The 18,674-nt window shown below is 37.5% G+C and carries 19 protein-coding genes; 7 read left to right on the forward strand and 12 right to left on the reverse strand.

The window, feature by feature from the left end:
• Positions 1 to 21: 21 nt before the first annotated feature.
• The 3 genes from AADJ06_RS20405 to rpsU all read right to left on the reverse strand — a co-directional run bounded on the left by AADJ06_RS20405 (position 22) and on the right by rpsU (position 3,255).
• The gene (locus AADJ06_RS20405; RefSeq protein ID WP_341228350.1) at positions 22 to 2,013 is read right to left on the reverse strand and encodes a M1 family metallopeptidase; all 1,992 of its coding nucleotides are present in this window, start codon (positions 2,011 to 2,013) and stop codon (positions 22 to 24) included.
• Between the two features lie 76 nt (positions 2,014 to 2,089).
• Positions 2,090 to 3,019, reverse strand: a complete 930-nt coding sequence (locus AADJ06_RS20410) for a tyrosine-type recombinase/integrase (protein WP_341228351.1) — start codon at positions 3,017 to 3,019, stop codon at positions 2,090 to 2,092.
• 41 nt (positions 3,020 to 3,060) lie between these two features.
• Positions 3,061 to 3,255, reverse strand: coding sequence for a 30S ribosomal protein S21 (gene rpsU, locus AADJ06_RS20415; protein ID WP_341228352.1), 195 nt, complete (start codon positions 3,253 to 3,255; stop codon positions 3,061 to 3,063).
• A gap of 369 nt (positions 3,256 to 3,624) precedes the next feature.
• Here rpsU and AADJ06_RS20420 point away from each other — a divergent pair, with 369 nt between their 5' ends.
• The 5 genes from AADJ06_RS20420 (at position 3,625) to AADJ06_RS20440 (ending at position 7,944) form a co-directional block, all read left to right on the forward strand.
• Positions 3,625 to 5,163: a helicase HerA-like domain-containing protein gene (locus tag AADJ06_RS20420; RefSeq protein ID WP_341228353.1), complete on the forward strand. Its 1,539-nt coding sequence runs from the start codon at positions 3,625 to 3,627 to the stop codon at positions 5,161 to 5,163.
• A gap of 15 nt (positions 5,164 to 5,178) precedes the next feature.
• Entirely contained in the window at positions 5,179 to 5,682 is a 504-nt protein-coding gene (locus AADJ06_RS20425; RefSeq protein ID WP_341228354.1) for a hypothetical protein, read from the forward strand.
• Positions 5,683 to 5,765: 83 nt separating this feature from the next.
• Complete coding sequence (locus tag AADJ06_RS20430; RefSeq protein ID WP_341228355.1) at positions 5,766 to 6,647, forward strand: tetrahydrofolate dehydrogenase/cyclohydrolase catalytic domain-containing protein; 882 nt, start codon at positions 5,766 to 5,768, stop codon at positions 6,645 to 6,647.
• 626 nt (positions 6,648 to 7,273) lie between these two features.
• Entirely contained in the window at positions 7,274 to 7,531 is a 258-nt protein-coding gene (locus AADJ06_RS20435) for a DUF6364 family protein (RefSeq protein ID WP_341228356.1), read from the forward strand.
• Entirely contained in the window at positions 7,531 to 7,944 is a 414-nt protein-coding gene (locus AADJ06_RS20440; RefSeq protein WP_341228357.1) for a PIN domain-containing protein, read from the forward strand. The genes AADJ06_RS20435 and AADJ06_RS20440 overlap by 1 nt, the downstream gene beginning before the upstream one ends.
• On the opposite strand, the gene AADJ06_RS20445 is transcribed toward AADJ06_RS20440, so the two are convergent.
• The 5 genes from AADJ06_RS20445 to AADJ06_RS20465 all read right to left on the reverse strand — a co-directional run bounded on the left by AADJ06_RS20445 (position 7,934) and on the right by AADJ06_RS20465 (position 13,591).
• The gene (locus AADJ06_RS20445; RefSeq protein ID WP_341228358.1) at positions 7,934 to 9,421 is read right to left on the reverse strand and encodes an FMN-binding glutamate synthase family protein; all 1,488 of its coding nucleotides are present in this window, start codon (positions 9,419 to 9,421) and stop codon (positions 7,934 to 7,936) included. The genes AADJ06_RS20440 and AADJ06_RS20445 overlap by 11 nt on opposite strands.
• Before the next feature lie 92 nt (positions 9,422 to 9,513).
• Complete coding sequence (locus AADJ06_RS20450) at positions 9,514 to 10,752, reverse strand: 3-phosphoshikimate 1-carboxyvinyltransferase (RefSeq protein WP_341228359.1); 1,239 nt, start codon at positions 10,750 to 10,752, stop codon at positions 9,514 to 9,516.
• An 87-nt stretch (positions 10,753 to 10,839) separates the two neighbouring features.
• Complete coding sequence (locus tag AADJ06_RS20455; protein WP_341228360.1) at positions 10,840 to 11,421, reverse strand: hypothetical protein; 582 nt, start codon at positions 11,419 to 11,421, stop codon at positions 10,840 to 10,842.
• Positions 11,422 to 11,428: 7 nt separating this feature from the next.
• Positions 11,429 to 12,025 (reverse strand): DUF502 domain-containing protein, encoded by a 597-nt coding sequence (locus AADJ06_RS20460; RefSeq protein ID WP_341228361.1) that lies wholly within the window; start codon positions 12,023 to 12,025, stop codon positions 11,429 to 11,431.
• A gap of 3 nt (positions 12,026 to 12,028) precedes the next feature.
• The gene (locus AADJ06_RS20465; protein WP_341228362.1) at positions 12,029 to 13,591 is read right to left on the reverse strand and encodes a DUF4139 domain-containing protein; all 1,563 of its coding nucleotides are present in this window, start codon (positions 13,589 to 13,591) and stop codon (positions 12,029 to 12,031) included.
• 149 nt (positions 13,592 to 13,740) lie between these two features.
• Here AADJ06_RS20465 and AADJ06_RS20470 point away from each other — a divergent pair, with 149 nt between their 5' ends.
• Complete coding sequence (locus AADJ06_RS20470; RefSeq protein ID WP_341228363.1) at positions 13,741 to 14,811, forward strand: Ldh family oxidoreductase; 1,071 nt, start codon at positions 13,741 to 13,743, stop codon at positions 14,809 to 14,811.
• Here the strand turns inward: AADJ06_RS20470 and AADJ06_RS20475 are convergent.
• The 3 genes from AADJ06_RS20475 to AADJ06_RS20485 all read right to left on the reverse strand — a co-directional run bounded on the left by AADJ06_RS20475 (position 14,801) and on the right by AADJ06_RS20485 (position 16,918).
• Positions 14,801 to 15,673 (reverse strand): hypothetical protein, encoded by an 873-nt coding sequence (locus AADJ06_RS20475; protein ID WP_341228364.1) that lies wholly within the window; start codon positions 15,671 to 15,673, stop codon positions 14,801 to 14,803. The two genes, AADJ06_RS20470 and AADJ06_RS20475, sit on opposite strands and share 11 nt — an antisense overlap.
• 61 nt (positions 15,674 to 15,734) lie before the next feature.
• A complete protein-coding gene (locus AADJ06_RS20480) occupies positions 15,735 to 16,409 on the reverse strand; it encodes a carbohydrate-binding protein (RefSeq protein ID WP_341228365.1) in 675 nt (224 codons plus the stop codon).
• 71 nt (positions 16,410 to 16,480) lie between these two features.
• On the reverse strand, positions 16,481 to 16,918 hold the full coding sequence (locus AADJ06_RS20485) for a GNAT family N-acetyltransferase (protein WP_341228366.1): 438 nt from the start codon (positions 16,916 to 16,918) through the stop codon (positions 16,481 to 16,483).
• 99 nt (positions 16,919 to 17,017) lie between these two features.
• Here AADJ06_RS20485 and AADJ06_RS20490 point away from each other — a divergent pair, with 99 nt between their 5' ends.
• Positions 17,018 to 17,881 (forward strand): carbon-nitrogen hydrolase, encoded by an 864-nt coding sequence (locus tag AADJ06_RS20490; protein WP_341228367.1) that lies wholly within the window; start codon positions 17,018 to 17,020, stop codon positions 17,879 to 17,881.
• Positions 17,882 to 17,942: 61 nt separating this feature from the next.
• Here AADJ06_RS20490 and AADJ06_RS20495 read toward each other — a convergent pair whose 3' ends face one another.
• The gene (locus AADJ06_RS20495; protein ID WP_341228368.1) at positions 17,943 to 18,650 is read right to left on the reverse strand and encodes a TIGR00730 family Rossman fold protein; all 708 of its coding nucleotides are present in this window, start codon (positions 18,648 to 18,650) and stop codon (positions 17,943 to 17,945) included.
• Between the last annotated feature and the right edge of the window lie 24 nt (positions 18,651 to 18,674).

Here is an 18,674-nt window from a genome sequence, read left to right on the forward strand (position 1 = left end):
TCATTTTTAAAGAACCAGTTTTTAGTTTGCCTCAGGCATCTTGTAACTTTTAGGCTCCCACGTATTATTCTTTCCGTTTACATCTGGTAGTCTATTATCAGGGTCAATAGTTACCGAAACGATTGGAGAAGTAGAATTGTATCTAAATTTCCATTCAGACCCTCTTTGCCAAATTTCTACCGGAAGTTCTACTCTGTTTGTAGTTCCGTTAGATTCTACTACTTCAATAATGGCAGGCATAGGTAACTGCTCTTTAGTAGAAATAGTGATAATACTACCATTAGCAGGTAATTGGTCTATATACATTACATCGTCCACCGCAAGGTCAATCTTCCAGTCGTTTGCTATCCAGCCTTTCCAAAACCATCCTAAGTCTTCACCAGCGGCATCTTCCATAGTTTCGTAGAAATCGAAAGGTGTAGGGTGCTTAAATGCCCATCTGTTCACATATTCTTTAAAGGCATAGTCAAATCTGTCTTCGCCTAAAACTAATTCTCTTAAAAGGTCTAAACCTAAACCTGGCTTATAGTATGCGGCTAAACCAAAGTTCTTTGACTGGATTACTTCTGGAATATTTAAGATGGCATCTCTACCATACATGTAAGGTGCGTACTGTCTTCTGTTTAATGGAGAATAAAACTCACCATTGTTAAATGCTTTGCTTGATAAGCCATTAATAAAGGTGTTAAAACCTTCATCCATCCATGCATATTTTCTTTCGTTAGAGCCCACAATCATCGGGAACCAGTTATGACCAAATTCGTGGTCTGTAACACCCCAAAGAGAAGCTCCACCATCATCCACACCACAAAAAACTATTCCTGGGTATTCCATTCCTGATACCACACCAGCCACATTAGTAGCTACTGGGTAAGAGTACTCGTAAATATAGTCAGAGTAAAATTCAACACTGGCTTTTACATACTCTGTAGAGCGTCCCCATTTAGCATTGCTACCTACTTCGGCAGGGTAAACAGATTGAGCCAATGCTGTTTTTCCACTTGGTAAGTTGATTTTTGCTGCGTCCCAAACAAAGCTTTTTGAGCTAGCCCAGGCTATATCTCTAGTTTGGATACATTTAAATTTCCATGTCAAAGTGCCATCATTTTTAGGTCTACTAGAAGCGTCGTTTACTTCGCCTGCAGTTCTAATCATAACTGTTTCGTCAGAGTTTGCAGCTTCTTTTAAACGGCTTATTTGTGTATTAGTTAATACTTCCGATGGATTCATTAGCTCACCAGAACCAACCACAATATGGTCTGAAGGAACAGTAATGTTATATTCAAAATCACCATACTCTAAATAAAACTCACCACCACCAATGTATGGTAGTATATTCCAGCCTTCTACATCATCATATACAGACATTTTTGGGTACCATTGAGCTAGTTCATAGATAACACCGTCTGCCGCTTCATGTTTTCCTAGTCTATCAGAACCATAGCGAGGAATTGGAAAATCGTAGTTCATAGAAATGGTAACTTTCTCACCAGTTCTTAAAGGCTCGCTTAGTCTGATTTGCATTCTAGTATCAGAGATAATGTGTGAAGCATAAGTGCTAGAGCTAATGGAGCGTCTTTTGCTAACGGGTACATCTTTTACCGCAGTTACGTTTGAGATGTTATAACCACCTTCAAAACCCATATTGCCATGTCTACCGCCTTCTAATGCTGTAGTTTTACCTCCTTTTGACTCATCATTAAAAAGGTTTTGCTCTAGCTGAAGCCAAACAAAGGGAAGCAGGTCTGGGCTATTGTTGGTGTAAGTGATAGTTACATTTCCTTCTAATTTATTTTCCTCTGGTTTGAGTTCTACATTAATTTGGTAGTCGGCAGAGTTTTGCCAGTATTGAGGGCCTGGTGCACCAGTGGCACTTCTGTAAACGGTACCTTGTCGGTAAGAAAATAAAGGGTCAAAAGCCTCTTTGTGGTCGTAATTTGATTTTTGCTGTGCGGTTACACTTGATGCAAAACCAAGGCAACAAAGCAGAGCAACTATTAAAGTCTTCTTCATTAAAATATTATTGTTTTTCGTTTCTGATGTTAAGTAAAGACAAAGTCAGTGTTAAATCGCTGCAAATTAAATAGAATTATCCGGCTTTTGGGTGGGCAAGTTTATGGATATCCTTTAATTTTTCGATGGAATTATGGGTGTATATCTGGGTTGCGGACAAACTTGAGTGCCCTAGTAACTCTTTAATAGCATTTAAATCTGCCCCTTTATTTAGCAGGTGCGTAGCAAAGGTATGCCTTAAAACGTGTGGACTTCTCTTCGTTTGGGTTGATACCATGGTGAGGTATTTTTTGACTAATCTTTGCACAAAAACAGGATAAAGCTTTTGTCCTTTATTTGTCAAAAATAAATATTCAGAGCTTTGCTCAAATTCATTTGTCCTTTTGCCAAGGTAAGTACTTAGATTGAGTCTTAATTTTCCTGAAATAGGAATGATGCGGTATTTACTTCTTTTTCCTAGTACAGAAAGCTTCGCATCAAAAAGGTCTAAGTCTGTTAGTTTGATATTGATTAGTTCTGTCAAGCGGAGTCCAGTTCCATATAGAAGCTCAATAATCATTTGGTCTCTATTACCCGCAAAATCATCAGTGAAAGAAAGTTCTTCTAATAATTGGGTCATACCTGTTTCTGATACAAAAACGGGAGGTTTAGAAGGCGTTTTGAGAGACTGGATTTTTAAAGTCGGGTTTTTATTGATTTTATTTTTCCGAAGCAAAAATGAATAGAAAGATTTGAGCGTGGCAATTTTCCTATTAATACTCGTGTTCGCTAATTTTTGATTTGATAAGGAAACAATCCAAGCCCTTATTTCTCTGAAAGTAGCTTCAGAGGGTTTATCTGTTTCAAAGTCTTCTTGAATAAATTGGTAAAACTGAGCAAGGTCTTTTTGATAAGCCAAAACGGTGTTTGGGCTCAACCTTTTTTCGTTCTGAAGGTAGGATAAAAAAGAATCGACCATTTCTGAGAAAGCACTGATTGATACAAAAGTACCTTTAGCAGAACTCATTTACTCAAAAATGGTCGAAAAATATTCTTTACAACGAGGGATTAATCATCCTGACCGCCGTAAGTTTTTTGAATATACTTAGCTTTAAGTACTTCAAAACGTCTGTCAACAGATTTCTTAGTGAATTGCTTACGGCTACGTAATTCACGCAAAACACGAGTACGCTCAAACTTCTTTTTAAAGCGTTTTAAAGCTTTCTCTACTGATTCGTTTTCTTTAACTTTTATTTGTAGCATACTTTACACCTCCTTCTTTTTTCTTCTTTCGGGCTGCAAAGATAGCGTTATTTAAATAAGTATCTTAGAATCAGGGGTAAATATTCTAAAAATCCTTAAATCTACCTCTGTTTTTATAAATCCAAGTTGCAAAGCCCAGAAATGCTGCCATAAACACGTAGTATAAGCCGGTGATTCTGACCTCGTTGCCAAAAAAACCAAGGTCAACGACCAAAAAAATGACAATTAGAATGCAAGAGAAAACAATCATGGCAAGTGAAAGTTTCTTTATTATGTCCTCCATGAAGGCATTAAATTTATTGATGCCCTCAAAACTACGTGGTTTTAATTAAATTTGCTTCCGAAAAACCAGAAACCCCCTACATTTAGATGAGCAAGATTGACGAATTCAGAGAGTCCATTAACAGTGGCTATACTTTTAAAGGAGACAGCATTTTACTAGGAGCTGCAAAACTAAACGACGAGGTGGTACCTAATACGGGTATCAAAATTCCTTTGAGTACACTGAACCGTCATGGCCTAATAGCAGGAGCCACTGGAACAGGTAAAACCAAGAGTTTACAAGTATTGACCGAAGGGCTAAGTCAAAATTCGATTCCGGTTTTGCTCATGGATATTAAGGGTGACTTAAGTGGGCTTGCTGCTGAAGGTGAAACCAAAGACTTTATTGTGGCCAGAACTGATGCTGCTGGAATAGAATATAAACCATCGGCTTTTCCGGTAGAGTTATTAAGTTTAAGTGATGAGAAAGGAGTTAGGCTTAGGGCTACGGTATCTGAGTTTGGACCTATTTTGTTAGGTAAAGTTTTGGGACTTAATGATACCCAAGAAGGGATTGTTTCGGCTATCTTTAAATATTGTGATGATGAAGGTTTGGCTCTTTTAGATTTAAAAGACTTTACGAAAGTACTTCAATACCTTACAGATGAAGGCAAAAAGGAGTTTGAACAAGATTACGGTAAAATATCAACGACCTCTTTGGGAACTATCATGCGTAAGGTGATAGAGTTGCAGCAGCAAGGAGCTGACCAATTTTTTGGTGAGACCAGCTTTGATGTGGACGACCTTATGAAAATTGACGATAAAGGTAGAGGTGTGGTTTCTGTACTTAAAGTGACAGATTTGTTAGACAGGCCTAAGTTGTTTTCCACGTTTATGTTGAGTCTTTTGGCAGAGCTTTATGCGGGGCTTCCAGAAGCTGGAGATGAGGATAGACCTAAGTTGGTGATTTTTATTGACGAGGCTCATTTGGTTTTCCAAGAAGCTTCAAAAGCCTTACTCCAGCAGATAGAAACTGTTATTAAGTTGATCAGGTCTAAGGGTGTGGGTATATACTTTTGCACGCAAAACCCACAAGATGTACCAGCCCCAGTTTTGAGTCAATTAGGTTTGAAAATTCAGCATGCCCTTAGAGCTTTTACAGCTAGTGACAGAAGAAAAATAAAAGAAGCGGCAGATAATTATCCATTAACAGACTTTTTTGATACTGAAGAGACATTGACTTCTATGGGAATAGGGGAGGCTTTGGTAACTGCATTAGACGAAAAAGGTAGACCAACGCCATTGGCAGTAACTTATATGTGCCCGCCAAGAAGCCGAATGGATGTTTTGACCGAAGGGGAGATTGACGATATCGTTGATAATTCTAAATTGGTTAAGAAATATAATAAGGATGTGGACAGAGAAAGTGCCTATGAAATATTGAGTGTCAAAATGGAAAAGGCGGCAGAAGAGGCCGAAAATGCTCCAAAGCCTAAAAGAGGAAGACCTAAGAAAGAGAAATCTACCATGGAAACTATTTTGGGTAGTTCTGCGGCCAGGCAAGTAGGAAGAACTGCTGCAAACCTCTTGACCAGGACGTTACTTGGAGCTTTAGGAGTGAGTACTAGAAAGAAGAATTGGTTCTAAAATAACTATTAAAGTATGCTTATAGGAATAGGAGGCGTAAGCCGTTCGGGGAAGAGTACCTTGGCAAATTTGCTGGTGACTTACTTTAGGAAAACAGGTAAGAAAGCTATCATTTTTCACCAAGATGACTTTGTGTTTCCTGAAACTGAAATTCCGAAAGTTAGAGATAAAACAGACTGGGAGTCGCCAAGTTCTATTGACCATGCTTTGCTTTTTGAACTCGTAGAAGAGTTCAATGCACGTTTTGATGTGGTGATAGTGGATGGACTTTTCGCTTTTTATGATGAAAACCTTAATAACTTATATGACAAGAGGCTGTTTGTGGAGATTTCTCAACGCAGTTTTTTTATAAGAAAAGTGGCTGATAATAGATGGGGCTATATTCCTACATGGTTTGTAGACCATATTTGGAACTCATTCTTGAAATATGGGAATGAGAATACTATCAAAGGCAACTATATCACCGTGTCTGGTGAAGATGAATTTGACATGGAAAAGGTTAGAAAGTATGTAGACTAGGTTTGGCCTGGTTTAGGTTTATATAAAAGCTGGTTTCTTGCTTTATAAATAGAAGCGATATCTTATTAATCAAAACAGATAAAATGACCATAATAGACGGTAAAGTAATTTCGGCCCAGGTAAAGGCAGAGCTTAAAATTGAGGTAGATAAAATTAAAGAGGCTGGAGGAAGTGTACCCCATTTGGCTGCGGTTTTGATTGGTGATAATGGAGCCAGTGAGTCTTACGTGGCTAGTAAAATCAAGTCTTGTGAGCAAATTGGTTTCAAATCAACGCTGGTAAGAAGAGATGCGAGTGCTACTGAGGAGGAGGTTTTAGAGATTATAGATGAGCTAAATAAAGACGAAGATATTAATGGGTTTATAGTGCAGCTGCCTTTGCCAGACCATATTAATGTAGATAAAGTGATAGAGGCCATTGACCCTAAAAAAGATGTTGATGGTTTTCATCCAATAAATATTGGCCGTATGGCAAAGGGTTTACCAGCTTATGTTTCTGCTACGCCTTATGGTGTTTTAGAACTTATGAAAAGGTATGATATTGAGACTGCGGGTAAACACTGTGTGGTGGTAGGAAGAAGTCAGATAGTAGGACTGCCTATGAGTATTTTGATGCAAAGAAATGCTTACCCAGGAAACTGTACTGTTACGCTAACACATAGTAGAACCCAAAATTTAAAGGAAATTACGCTGCAAGCAGATATTTTGGTAGTGGCTCTTGGTCGCCCTGAATTCATAACAGCAGACATGGTAAAACCAGGTGCAGTGGTGATAGACGTAGGTCTTACTAGAGTAGATGACGCTTCTAAGAAACGTGGCTATGCTCTAAAGGGTGATGTCAAATTTGATGAGGTATCAGAAAAGTCAAGTTTCATTACACCCGTACCAGGTGGCGTAGGTCTTATGACGGTAGCTTCATTGATGTATAATACGCTTTTAGCCTCTAAGGGGGAGATTTATGGGTAGATCATGAATAGTAATATCCATTTACGACATATAGGTATATTGAATTTTGCACTATTAATAATGTGCAGTTTCGGACTATATCTTTTTTATTGGTTCTATAAAAACTGGGCAATGATTCTTGATGAATTAGGGTTGAACATTCAACCAGTTATAAGGTCGGTGTTTTATATGATATTCTTGCCTGGGTTACTCAAAAGGATTAATAAGTTAGGAGTGCAAAATGATGGGAAACCATTCTCATGGTTAACTATTTCAGTACTAGTAATTCTTCTTCATTTAGGGTTTAATTTCATAGAAACTGGTAATGAATTATTAGATGTGTGGGCAGTTGTGATTTTTCTGTCGGTTAATTTTTTACTTTTTATGCCTGTGCAAAAAAGCATCAATTACCAGTTTAGCCTGATAAGTGAAAACGAACCCGCTGGGCTATATTTGATAGAGAAAGTTATTATCGGAGTTGGTTCATTATTCTATTTTTTGTTGTTAATGGATACAATCTATTCTTTACTAGGGAACTGAAATCGCATTTTTTAAAACTTTTGACTACAACAATTACACGTGCAAATTCCAAGGAACTTGCACGTGTTATTTTTTTGTTATAGCTTTAGATATAAAATCATTTCAAAATGAGCAGCACTAAACTTACATTGACTATAAAAGATGCCAGTATCATAGAGGAAGCCAAAGCTTATTCTAAAGAAACTGGTAGAAGCTTGTCTAACATGTTTGAGAATTACTTGAAAACTGTTTTACGAGAAAAAGAAGATGTTAAAGACGTTGACCTACCACCTTTAGTAAAATCATTGAGCGGATGCGTACCGATACCTGAAGGGAAAACAGATGATGATATACTCTGGGAGGCACTTCAAGAAAAGTTTTTGTGATGAATATTTTCATAGACACAAATGTAATTTTGGATGTATTCCATTTAAGGCACCCTTTTTATGATGCTTCATCCGAATTGTTAGGGAAATGTGAAAAAGGAGAGCTTACAGGATTTATGAACTTAATTTCTCTTGCTAATATTCACTATATCAGCTCTAAAATAGTCGGAAAGGAGCAATCCATTTCGAATCTAAAAGTCCTGCTCGGCTTTATGAAAATAACCTCATCTAATTCTGATTTGGCAAAGCAAGCCCTCTATTCTGACTTTAATGATTTAGAAGATGCTCTTCAACATTATTCGGCAGCAGGGGTTGATAAGATTGCAGGCATTATCACTAGAGATTTAAATGATTTTAAAGTTAGCGATATACCCGTTTACACCCCCTCCGAATTCCTAAAACTCAATCCTTAGCCATCACTACCTCATCTTTCTGATAGCCGTATGCTAACCTTAGCGGTGCGGTATGGGCATTATCTCCCATAGAAACGTCTATATCATCCATGTTAAACTGGCTTGGATGCTCATAACCGCAGGCATGCGTTATTTCTATAATTTCTTTGGTGAGGGTTTTCATATAGTTGGCAAAACGCACACTCTTTAATGCAGGGTCTAGCCCAGCCTCTAGCCACTTATTATTGGTTGCAATACCCGTTGGACATCTATTAGTGTGGCAGACTTGTGCCTGAATGCAGCCAATAGACATTAAAGCCTCACGTGCCACATTTATTATGTCAACTCCCATAGCAAGAGCCATAATGGCACTATCTGGCATTCCTAGTTTTCCGGAGCCTATGAAAGTTATTCTTTGGGTAAGTCCATAACGCTGGAATACTTTGTAAACAGAAGAAAAAGCATATACCCAAGGTAGAGCAACATGGTCTGCAAACGAGGGTGGAGCAGCCCCTGTACCACCTTCACCGCCATCTATAGTGATGAAGTCAGGCCCGTAACCAGTGTCTTTCATTAAAATAGCTAGCTCTTCCCACATTTCTAATTTACCAACCGCAGCTTTGATTCCAACAGGTAAACCCGTGTGCTTGGCTATAGTTTCTATAAAATCCACCATTTCAGGGATATTGCTAAAAGCAGAGTGAGAAGCAGGAGAAAGTACAGCTTCGCCTACTTTTACATGCCTTATTTCCGCTAATTCTTTCGTGATTTTTGAGCCAGGCAGTACGCCACCTTTTCCTGGTTTCGCCCCTTGAGAAAGTTTGACTTCAATCATCTTGATATTAGGGTTGGCCTGAACTAAGGCTACCATCTTATCTAAATCAAAATTTCCGTCATGGTCTCTTACACCGAAGTATCCTGTACCAAAGTGGAAGCAAACATCAGAGCCAAACTTATGGTAAGGAGAAAGTCCGCCTTCGCCGGTGTTATGATAACAGCCAAATTGATGAGCACCTTGATTAAGAGCAGAAACGGCTGCCGCAGAAAGTGAGCCATAGCTCATGGCCGATATGTTTATAATTGATTTTGGTCGGTAAGGTTTATCTCTGTGAGCACCCATTATTTTGGCAGATGCACAGGGCTTGTCAAAAGATTCGTTTGGGTCGGTTTTTAGGGGCATTAGAGCAGGTTTAATGAAAATATAACCTGCTTCATGTATGTCTTGGTCAGTACCAAAACCCTGGTAATGGTTCTCTTTTTTTGAAGAGGCATACACCCAAGAGCGTTGCCTTCTATTGAAGGGTAGCTCTTCTCTGTTATTTGCTACAATATATTGTCTTAGCTCAGGCCCTATACTCTCTAAGAGGTATCTAATATGACCTATTAGCGGGAAATTATGGACAATGGTATGTCTTTTTTGGAAGATGTCTCTAAGAATAATAGTGACAATAATTAGGACTAAATATACCCACCAAGGTAATGATGTGATGAAGTTCATTTATATTGAAGTTTAGTGTGACAAAGCTATTAAAAAAGCTCGTCTCTTTTCAGAAACGAGCTTTTTCATAAGAAGGTTTACCAGGAGTAATATTATTGCTGTTTAATAACTTCACTTAAATGTTCCCAATATTCTGGGTATGATTTAACCACCACATCAGGCTCTTCAATAATCACATCAATCAACATTGCTAGAGGAGCAAAAGCCATGGCCATTCTGTGGTCTTCATAGGTCGTAAAAGTTGGAGTTTCTGTTATATTAGAAATATTCGGATTTCCTTTTACCTCGTAAAGATGATTTGTTTCTATTTCCACCAAGTCTCCGCCTATCTTCTTAAGCTCATTTTGAAGAGCCAAAACGCGGTCTGTTTCTTTGATTTTTAAGCTTTCAATTCCCGTATATTTAGCTGGAATATTTTTAGCCGCACATATTACCGCTACAGTTTGTGTTAAGTCAGGGCAATTTGCAAAGTCCCATTCTAAGCTTTTGGCATCAGGAATTTTGGTCAAAAGAACACCATTCTCTGTAAAAGTACTTTCTACACCTAAGAACTTCATGATATCTACTATAGCACTATCTCCTTGAAGCGAGTTTTCTTTCAAGCCTAAAAGCTCAATTTTGGTATCAGCATAGCGAGATAAAGCCACCACACTATACCAGTAACTAGCACCAGACCAGTCAGATTCTATTTTATAAGAAATGGGCTCATATTTTTGAGGAGAAACAGAAAGTGTTTTGGCATCCCAATCTGCTTTAACAGTTACACCAAATGACGCCATCAGCTGAATAGTCATGGTGATATATGGAATAGAACCGATTTCACCAGTAAGGTTAATCATGAGTCCTTTTGGCAAAGTAGGAGCAATCATCAGAAGAGCTGAAATATATTGACTACTCACGTCACCTCTGATAGTTACCGTGTCACTACTTTGATTTGCAAAACCTTTTATTTGATGAGGCGGGTAGCCATCATTTTTCAAATAGTCTATTTCTACGCCTATAGTTCTAAGAGCATCTACCAAAATACCAATAGGGCGTTCCTGCATTCTTGGTGTGCCGGTCATAAGCTTTTTAACTCCTTTAGAAGAGAAGTAGGCTGTTAAAAAACGCATGGTAGTTCCAGCATCTAAAACATCAGCAGTGTCGGAGTCTTCTTTAAGAAGCCGAATCATGGTTTGTGTGTCTCTGGCAGAAGCAAGGTTCTCAAGGTCGCCTTTAAAACCACATAGTGCATTGATAATTAATGCTCTGTTGCTTTCTGATTTAGAAGAAGCCAAAGGTATTTTACCTTGGTAACTATGCGTGTTTTTTTTGAGAAGAATGCTTTCCATGAACTGCCTTTTAAATTTTGAGTGGCAAAGATAAAAGCAAAGACTTAAAATATTGTAAAAATATGGCTTTTGTCCACGGTGTATTTATCAATATTGAAAAACACGGAGTCTTCTTTTCTCATTAAACTTATACTTATTGAAAAACTTCTTCCTATTAGCTACCAATATTCTAGCGGCTTCTATTCCTGCTATATAGTAAATGGTATTAATGTTTTCCCAGGGTTTTCTTTTGAAGTAAATCCAGTCTAGAGCTAATGGAAGAAGCGTTACAGGTGAAAGTTTATAGTTTAAACCTTTTTGAACAGAACGCTTATAAAAGAGCTGTATGTCTTTCAAATAAAACATTCGAAGCTCATACCGCTGCATGGTATTATCAAAGTATGTCAGCGAAAGCGTGCTGTCTGTAAGCCTCGTAAGGTTTCCTTTAAATGGAACATCATCCATAGTGAGTAAGGCTATTTCTTGGTCTAGAAATATTTTCTTTCTTTTTGTAGAGCCTATTTTTTCTATAACCAGATACTTCTCGTGATTTTGCATTGCCTCAAATTCTTCTGGATTATTTTTTTTCAGAATCTCTTCTACGCTTTCGGCTTCACGCATATGCGGGTCTTGAGCATAGCTTTGGGCAATAATTAGAAAAAAGAAAGCAAAAAATAGATGTTTATACATATTCGAATTAAGCTTTGTCAGAAAACGAAACACCACCTGATACTATAACTTTCATGGCTTCAGCACTTGATAAGTCCAGCATTTTTATACTTGTTTTCGGCACTATAAACATATCGCCAGAGATGGCATAACTATGCGGGCAGTATACAGATACCATTTCAGCCTCGCCTATTTGTTCTAGACTTTCTTGGGTCAAAAAACCGAGTTTATTCACGCTATTCTCTTTATTCAATGTCACTAAAACTGGATGTTTAAATTTCTTTTTATCACCTACAAAAGCCGATATCAAATCTTTAAAAGCCGCATAAAAAATCTTAACTACGGGTAAGTTTTTAATGGCGTTTTCTACCCAATTTTGAAGGGTACTAGGCAGCAAACGGGTAAAAACAAAACCAATTAAGGCCGTACCTCCCACTACTATTAAAAAACCTAAACCTGGAATTACGTATTCTTGGCTTTGGTTATCTGCCGCAAAACGTATCCTAGCCAAGCTATCAACAAAATCAAATGCACTATAAAGTAGCAGGAGCGTAAAACCAACGGGAGCTACAAAGAGCAGCCCTCGCATAAAGTAGTTTAATAGGTGTTTTAATATTCGCTCCATGGTTTATAGGTTAAGCACTTGTTTATCTTTTGGATATTTTACGGTGTATTTAAGGTCTAGTTTACTGCTTTGAGTGGCTGGAATATTAAGCTCCCAAGTAACTTTCCCTTTTTCCGAGTCTAATATACCACCACTTAGCTCTTCTATTTCCACTTCAATGTCGGAATTTTGAGAAACAGGTAATTGGTCTTCTACCAAAATATTAACTGCTTCGTTCTTAAGGTTTCTAAAAGTAAGTTCATACCCGAAACTTTCTTTCACGTTAGAGCCAAAGGTTTTTCTCGACTTGTAGTTTTTAATCGCCTCTCTTTTTACTTCCACACGCTCGTCTCTACCTAAGCTAATTTTCAATTTGTCTTCCACACCAGCAGTACGCAAATATGAGTCACCCACAAAAGTGCCTTCTAAATAAATTTTGGCAGGAGCCGACATTAAGTTATACTTTTCCCAATCGGACACTTCGGCTACCAAAAAGCCATTAGTGTCAAATTTAGGCACTACATAAGTGGTATATTTAGCAGGAAGATTTAAATCTTGAATTTCTACTGTCTCTGTATTTCCAGTATTGATGGTATACGGAATACTGATGTCAAATTGTGTATTTAGCATGTTTTCAGAAACCTCAACATAGTTCCCCGCTGAAACCATGTCGGCAGACTCTTCGGCCATCATTAAAGCACCATCATTCATAGAACTTTTACGCATGGCTGCAGGGGCGGGAGGCCTGTTCTCGTAAAAGTTAAGGTATTGTGGATATAGCTCTGGCTTTACAGTTCTGCTATTCACTTGAGCAGTAGATAAGCTTAGAGAAACATTATTCCAGTTTACACCTGTATTTTGAAAAACCTCCGCTTTGTATTTAAGGTTTACAGGGCTTTCTGTATTAGCCACTCTAATATCATAATTTGGTCTCCAGCCTGTGCCGTAAACCAAGTATTTAAGGTCAAGATTTGCTACCGTAGCTTTATTCGCTTTTACTGTAAGTATTATTTTACCAAGCGGCAGTTTTCTCGAGGGGTCCGTTTTTATTTGATTTTCAATAGCAGTCTTTTTAGCTTCCAATGCTTTCTTTCTTGCTTTTAATTCTAATTTTTGGGTACCAATGTCGGTCAATTTCTTTTTGAAATATTTACTCATCAATTCTAAATCGTCGGCAAATAAATCATCGGTGTCACTTTTAATTTTGGTATTATCCATTATCATTTCTTCTTCATTCTTATTGACATCCAATAGCATTTCGGTTTTGTCAATTTCAGATTGAAGTATTTCTAAAGAATCTTCAAGATTTTGAATTTTTTTGGAAATAAAGTCTTTCTCAAAATTGACTGCAAGCAGAACAAAATCTCCTTTTCCACCTACTTGAATGCTGTTCGCATCAATGGTAGAAGCCAAATCAGAGATGATGATTTTAGAAAGACCACTTTTCAAATTTGCGGTAACATTAGAGCTAATTTGAGCTCTGTTTGTGAAAACGGTAATGTGATTGATATCGGCATTGGTTTCCACATTTTGTGCAAAGGAAACTAGCGATATAAAAAGTATAAAAACTGTGCTTAGGGACTTCATTTGGTTATTTTAGTTTTTTTGAATGAAAGCTATCTTATTCTAAGAATAGAATAAATAGGGATTTGGTTCTAAAAACGCTTTTTTTTCAATTTTAGCGTCACCTAAAACTGATAATTGATAAATTCGCAGCTCCATAACTCCAATATAGAATGTTTGACCATAAAGAAATTAGAAAATTCACTGAAAATGTTTTCATGGCCATTGGCTGTTCAGAAAAAGATGCGAAGCTTTCGGCGGACGTCTTAATTTCTGCCGATTTAAATGGTGTAGATTCTCACGGTGTAGCTCGTTTGGCGGGTTATGTAAGATTGTTTGACCATGGTAGGTTAAATCCTAAGCCAAATATTAAGATTATTCATGAGACACCTTCTACTGCCACTGTGGATGGCGATAAAGGTCTTGGTTTGGTGGTAGCACCATTTGCCATGAATGTGGCAAAAGAGAAAGCTGAAAAAGTAGGTAGTGGCTGGGTTTCTGTTCAAAATTCAAATCATTTTGGGGTAGCGGGTTATCACTCGTCATTGGCTTTAGAAAAAGACATGATAGGTTGGGCTATGACTAATGCTGCCCCATTAGTAGTGCCAACCTTTTCAAAGGAAAAATTATTAGGAACTAACCCTATTTCAGTGGCCATACCGGCCAATGAGCAACCTGCTTTCTTAGCAGATTTTGCATCAACGGCAGTAGCTTATGGCAAAATGGAAATTCTTCAAAGAGAGGGGAAACCTGCTCCTATGGGTTGGGTACAAGATTCTCATGGGAAACTTACAGATAATAATAATGCAGTGAAAGAGGGTGGTGGTTTATTGCCGCTAGGTGGAGATAGAGAGCATGGAAGTCATAAAGGTTATGGTTTAGGGTCTATAGTTGATATATTTTCGGGCGTACTTTCAGGTGCAAATTTTGGACCTTGGGTGCCGCCATTTGCCACAGCAGGTTTTCATGGCATGGCCGCGGAGCAAGTAGGTAAAGGTACAGGGCACTTTTTAGGTGCTATGCGAATTGATGGCTTTAGACCAGCCGCAGATTTTAAAGAGCACATGGATATTTGGATAAACAGATTCCGTGCTGCACCTGCCATTGATGGCGAAAAAGTCCAAATTCCAGGAGACCAAGAGCGTAACTTCAGAACAGAGCGTCTTAAAACCGGATTGCCACTTAATGATAAGGTGGTAGAAAGTTTGGAGGAGCTAGGGAAGAGGTTTTCAATTAGTTTTTAAACGGAGATTCATTTAATAATTCATTAAGTCGTTTTACTATGTTTTCTTGAATTACGATTGTTTCATAAATAAAATCAGTGTCTCCTTTTTTCGTTATTTTTCCATAGCAAGTGGTGTCTGTATTAATATTCTCAGACAAGAATTTTTGAAACAAATTGGCTTGCTCTTGATAAAATGTTTTCTCCACTTTTAAGAATTCGTTAAATAACTGAATGAATATTTTTTTAATGTCATGCACTATAAATTGGACAGGGAAGAAGTTGTTATATTTTTCTAAATCTTTACCTAATTTCTTTTTCATTCGAGGGTTTTTTAGGAGTTTTTCTTTTTCAAATTCAATAATAAGCTCTTTGGTAAAATCTTCTGAGTCCTCAATTCTATTTCCTTTAATTCGTACTATTTGGATTGGGAAATTGTAATGTATCGCATAATCTCTTAATATGGAGAGAAATTTATATGAGAAATTGTTGTCGTAGATTAGACTTACGGCCTTTTTAAAATTAAGGTATTCTTCTTTATTGGGATATTTATTAGCAAGTTTTATATCCAAGTGCTCAGAATAAGATTTCAAAGAACTTATGAAGTTAATAAAGGTTCTGTTAATTTCTACAAAGGTTTCATTCATGTACTCTTTGTTTATTTTAATACCATCTTTTCTGTTTTTTGAGTATCTATAAACTGTCTCATGATATTCTTTATAGTTCCTGTTGATTACCTCAAAACGACGTTCAAAATAAAGAAACTCATGTAGAACCTCATTGGCATATTCTATTTTTTCAACTTCGCTTTGCGATAATTCACGGATGATTTTGTATTCTCTGTTTTTTTCAGAAAAGAGATAAACATTGTCTTTTTTTACCATTTGTGGAATTAAATAATTCAAGTTTGAAAAGTACTAATTAGAGTTGAGAGTAGAGAAAACTCTAATTCAGCCTCACAAAATTCAAATAGTCAAAATTCATTTGACCAGCGGAGACTGTTCTAAGCGTAAGGATTTGTGTTCCTTTTTTGAGCTCAATAATCGCTATGCTTTTAAGGTAATTCCAGTGATGCCACTGTCGCCAGTCAATGGTATCAGCCTCGGCGTAGGTAGAAGGGATACGCAAAACGCCAGACTTATTGACACCGTTAATAGCTAAAGAAATTTCGGCATTTTGATTAGCCGTGTACATCAGCCCAATTTGATATAAGCCTTTTTTTTGAACTTCAATGGTATAATTTGTCCATTCTCCCGCCTCCGTCCATCCTACATAAAGCTGTTCCATTTTTGGCGTAACTAAATTGTGTGGGTTATCGTCAATACCATCTGTTTTGGTGTATGAAATGTCCACGGCTTCGTTTATTCTAAATTCATTTAGATAAGTTTCATCTTTTGGGTTGAGTCCGCCACTTCCTGAGTTAGAGTTGTCGGTGTCATAATAGGCTATGCTTGCTCCGCCTTTGTCATAGTATTCGCATTGAACTTTTCCTGGTATACTTTGAACGCCAGTTAAATATTGTTCGTCAGTATAGGGTGTTCCCTGATAGCTTCGCAAGTAGTTTTTAGAGCAGCCAGTAAATAAGCAAAAATAAAGAATACTTAGGGAGAGCGTTTTCATAGGTTCTTAAAAAGTACGTATGTAAAAGTAATGAAACCGAAATGGTGCACTGTGGGAAACGAGGTTTTCAATTAAAGAGCCTTTGCCATCTCAAAATGTTTCATACCTACTTCTTCAAAAGCGGGTTTGGAAGTATTGGCGTAGCCCAACTTTTCATAAAAACCGGCAGCATAATGGCGAGCGTGCAGATTTATTTCCTTTATACCATTCTCTTTGGCGTAAGCTTCTAAAGTATCTACCAGTTTTCTACCAATCTGTTTTCCTTGGATTTCTGGATTGACCGCCATTTGTCGGAGTTTTCCAATCTGGTCTTCCTTTTTTAAAACCACTACACCCACTAATTCATTATCTAAAAGAGCTACAAAATGAATTTGATTAACTTCATCACTCAAATCATCATCTTCAATCTTAAGATTAATGGGTTTTCTTAAAATTTCGTCTCTTAGTTTTAGTTCATCTTTATAGAGCGGATTTTGAGCATTGATGATTTGTATTGATAGGCTTTCCATTTTTATATTATTTTCTAGAAAACAAAAGTTCCTTTATGATTTCAATTTTCAAAGAAGTCTTACGTCTTTTGTCCTAATTCTTTTATCAATAAAGCAGAAATGAAAGTAAACGTAGGTTTGGTGCAGATGAGTTGTGTTTCTGATGTAGAAACCAATATTCAAAAAGCAATAGAGAAAACGAGAGAGGCGGCCGAAAAGGGAGCTAACATCGTTTGTTTGCAAGAGCTTTTTACCTCTTTATATTTTTGTGATGTAGAGACACCTGAAAATTTCAATTTAGCGGAAGCTATTCCAGGCCCTACCACAGAGCGTTTTCAGGCTGTAGCTAAAGAGTTGGGCGTTGTAATCATTGCTTCGCTTTTTGAAAAAAGGGCTAAAGGTCTTTATCACAACACCACAGCGGTTATTGATGCTGATGGAGCCTATTTAGGGAAGTATCGTAAAATGCACATACCAGACGACCCTGGCTACTATGAGAAATATTACTTTACTCCTGGTGATTTAGGTTATAAAGTGTGGGATACCAAATTTGGTAAAATTGGCGTACTAATTTGCTGGGACCAATGGTACCCAGAAGCCGCCAGAATTACCTCCTTAATGGGTGCAGAGATTTTGTTTTATCCTACGGCAATAGGCTGGGATACCACAGAGGAAAGTGAGGTCATCAATAAAGAACAATATGAAGCTTGGCAAACCATTCAACGGAGCCATGCAATAGCAAACGGCGTTCATGTAGTCTCTGTTAACAGAGTAGGGCAGGAAGCCGAACAGCAGTTTTGGGGAGGTTCTTTTGTAGCTAACCCACATGGGAGATTACTTTACTTAGCCTCTCATGATAAAGAAGAAGTACATGTACAGGAAATAGATTCTGAAGTTACCGAGTATTACCGCACCACATGGCCATACCTTAGAGATAGACGCATAGATAGTTATGGGCCTATCAATAAGAGGTATATTGACTAAGCTTAATCTTGCTTAAAAAGGAAAAGTAAGAATCTGTATATGACGGATTCTCTTTCTATTATTAAGAGTGCTCTCCAAAAATAGGACTAGGAGAGTATTTTAATTTAAAAGGCACAATGGTGTGCTTTTTGATATGCTCTACAGCCTCTTGAATGTCGTCTGTAACCAGAAACATTTCTTTGTCTTTTGGCGAAATAGTTTTTTCGTCAATCATCTTTTGAACATGCTTTGCTATATGTTCGTGAAACTCTTTGCCAAAAACCACTATTGGGAATTCCTTGATTTTGCCCGTTTGAATTAGAGTCATAGCCTCAAAGAATTCGTCTAATGTACCAAAGCCTCCTGGGCAAATCACAAAAGCATAAGAGTATTTAATCAGAAGGGTTTTCCTTACAAAAAAGTATTTTAAATCAACCCATTTATCTAAGTAAGGATTTGGGTATTGCTCGTGTGGAAGAATGATATTAATTCCTACCGATTTTCCACCCACGTCTTTTGCACCTCTATTGGCGGCTTCCATAATTCCAGGCCCACCTCCCGTCAAAATAGTGAAACCAGTTTTAGCTATTTCACCAGATAATTTTCTGGCTTTTATATAGTGTGGGTTATCTTCTTTAAATCTGGCGGAGCCAAAAACCGTTACAGCGGGCCCTATAAAGTGTAGATTTCTAAATCCTTTGATAAACTCGGCAAAGACCTCAAAGGCCATCTTAAATTCAGCCCATCTAGATTTTGGACCCTCTAAAAACTTAATTTCTGATTCTTTCATTTAGGTTATTTTGTGCTAAACGCA

Source organism: uncultured Arcticibacterium sp., assembly GCF_964021845.1.
GTDB lineage: Bacteria > Bacteroidota > Bacteroidia > Cytophagales > Spirosomataceae > Arcticibacterium.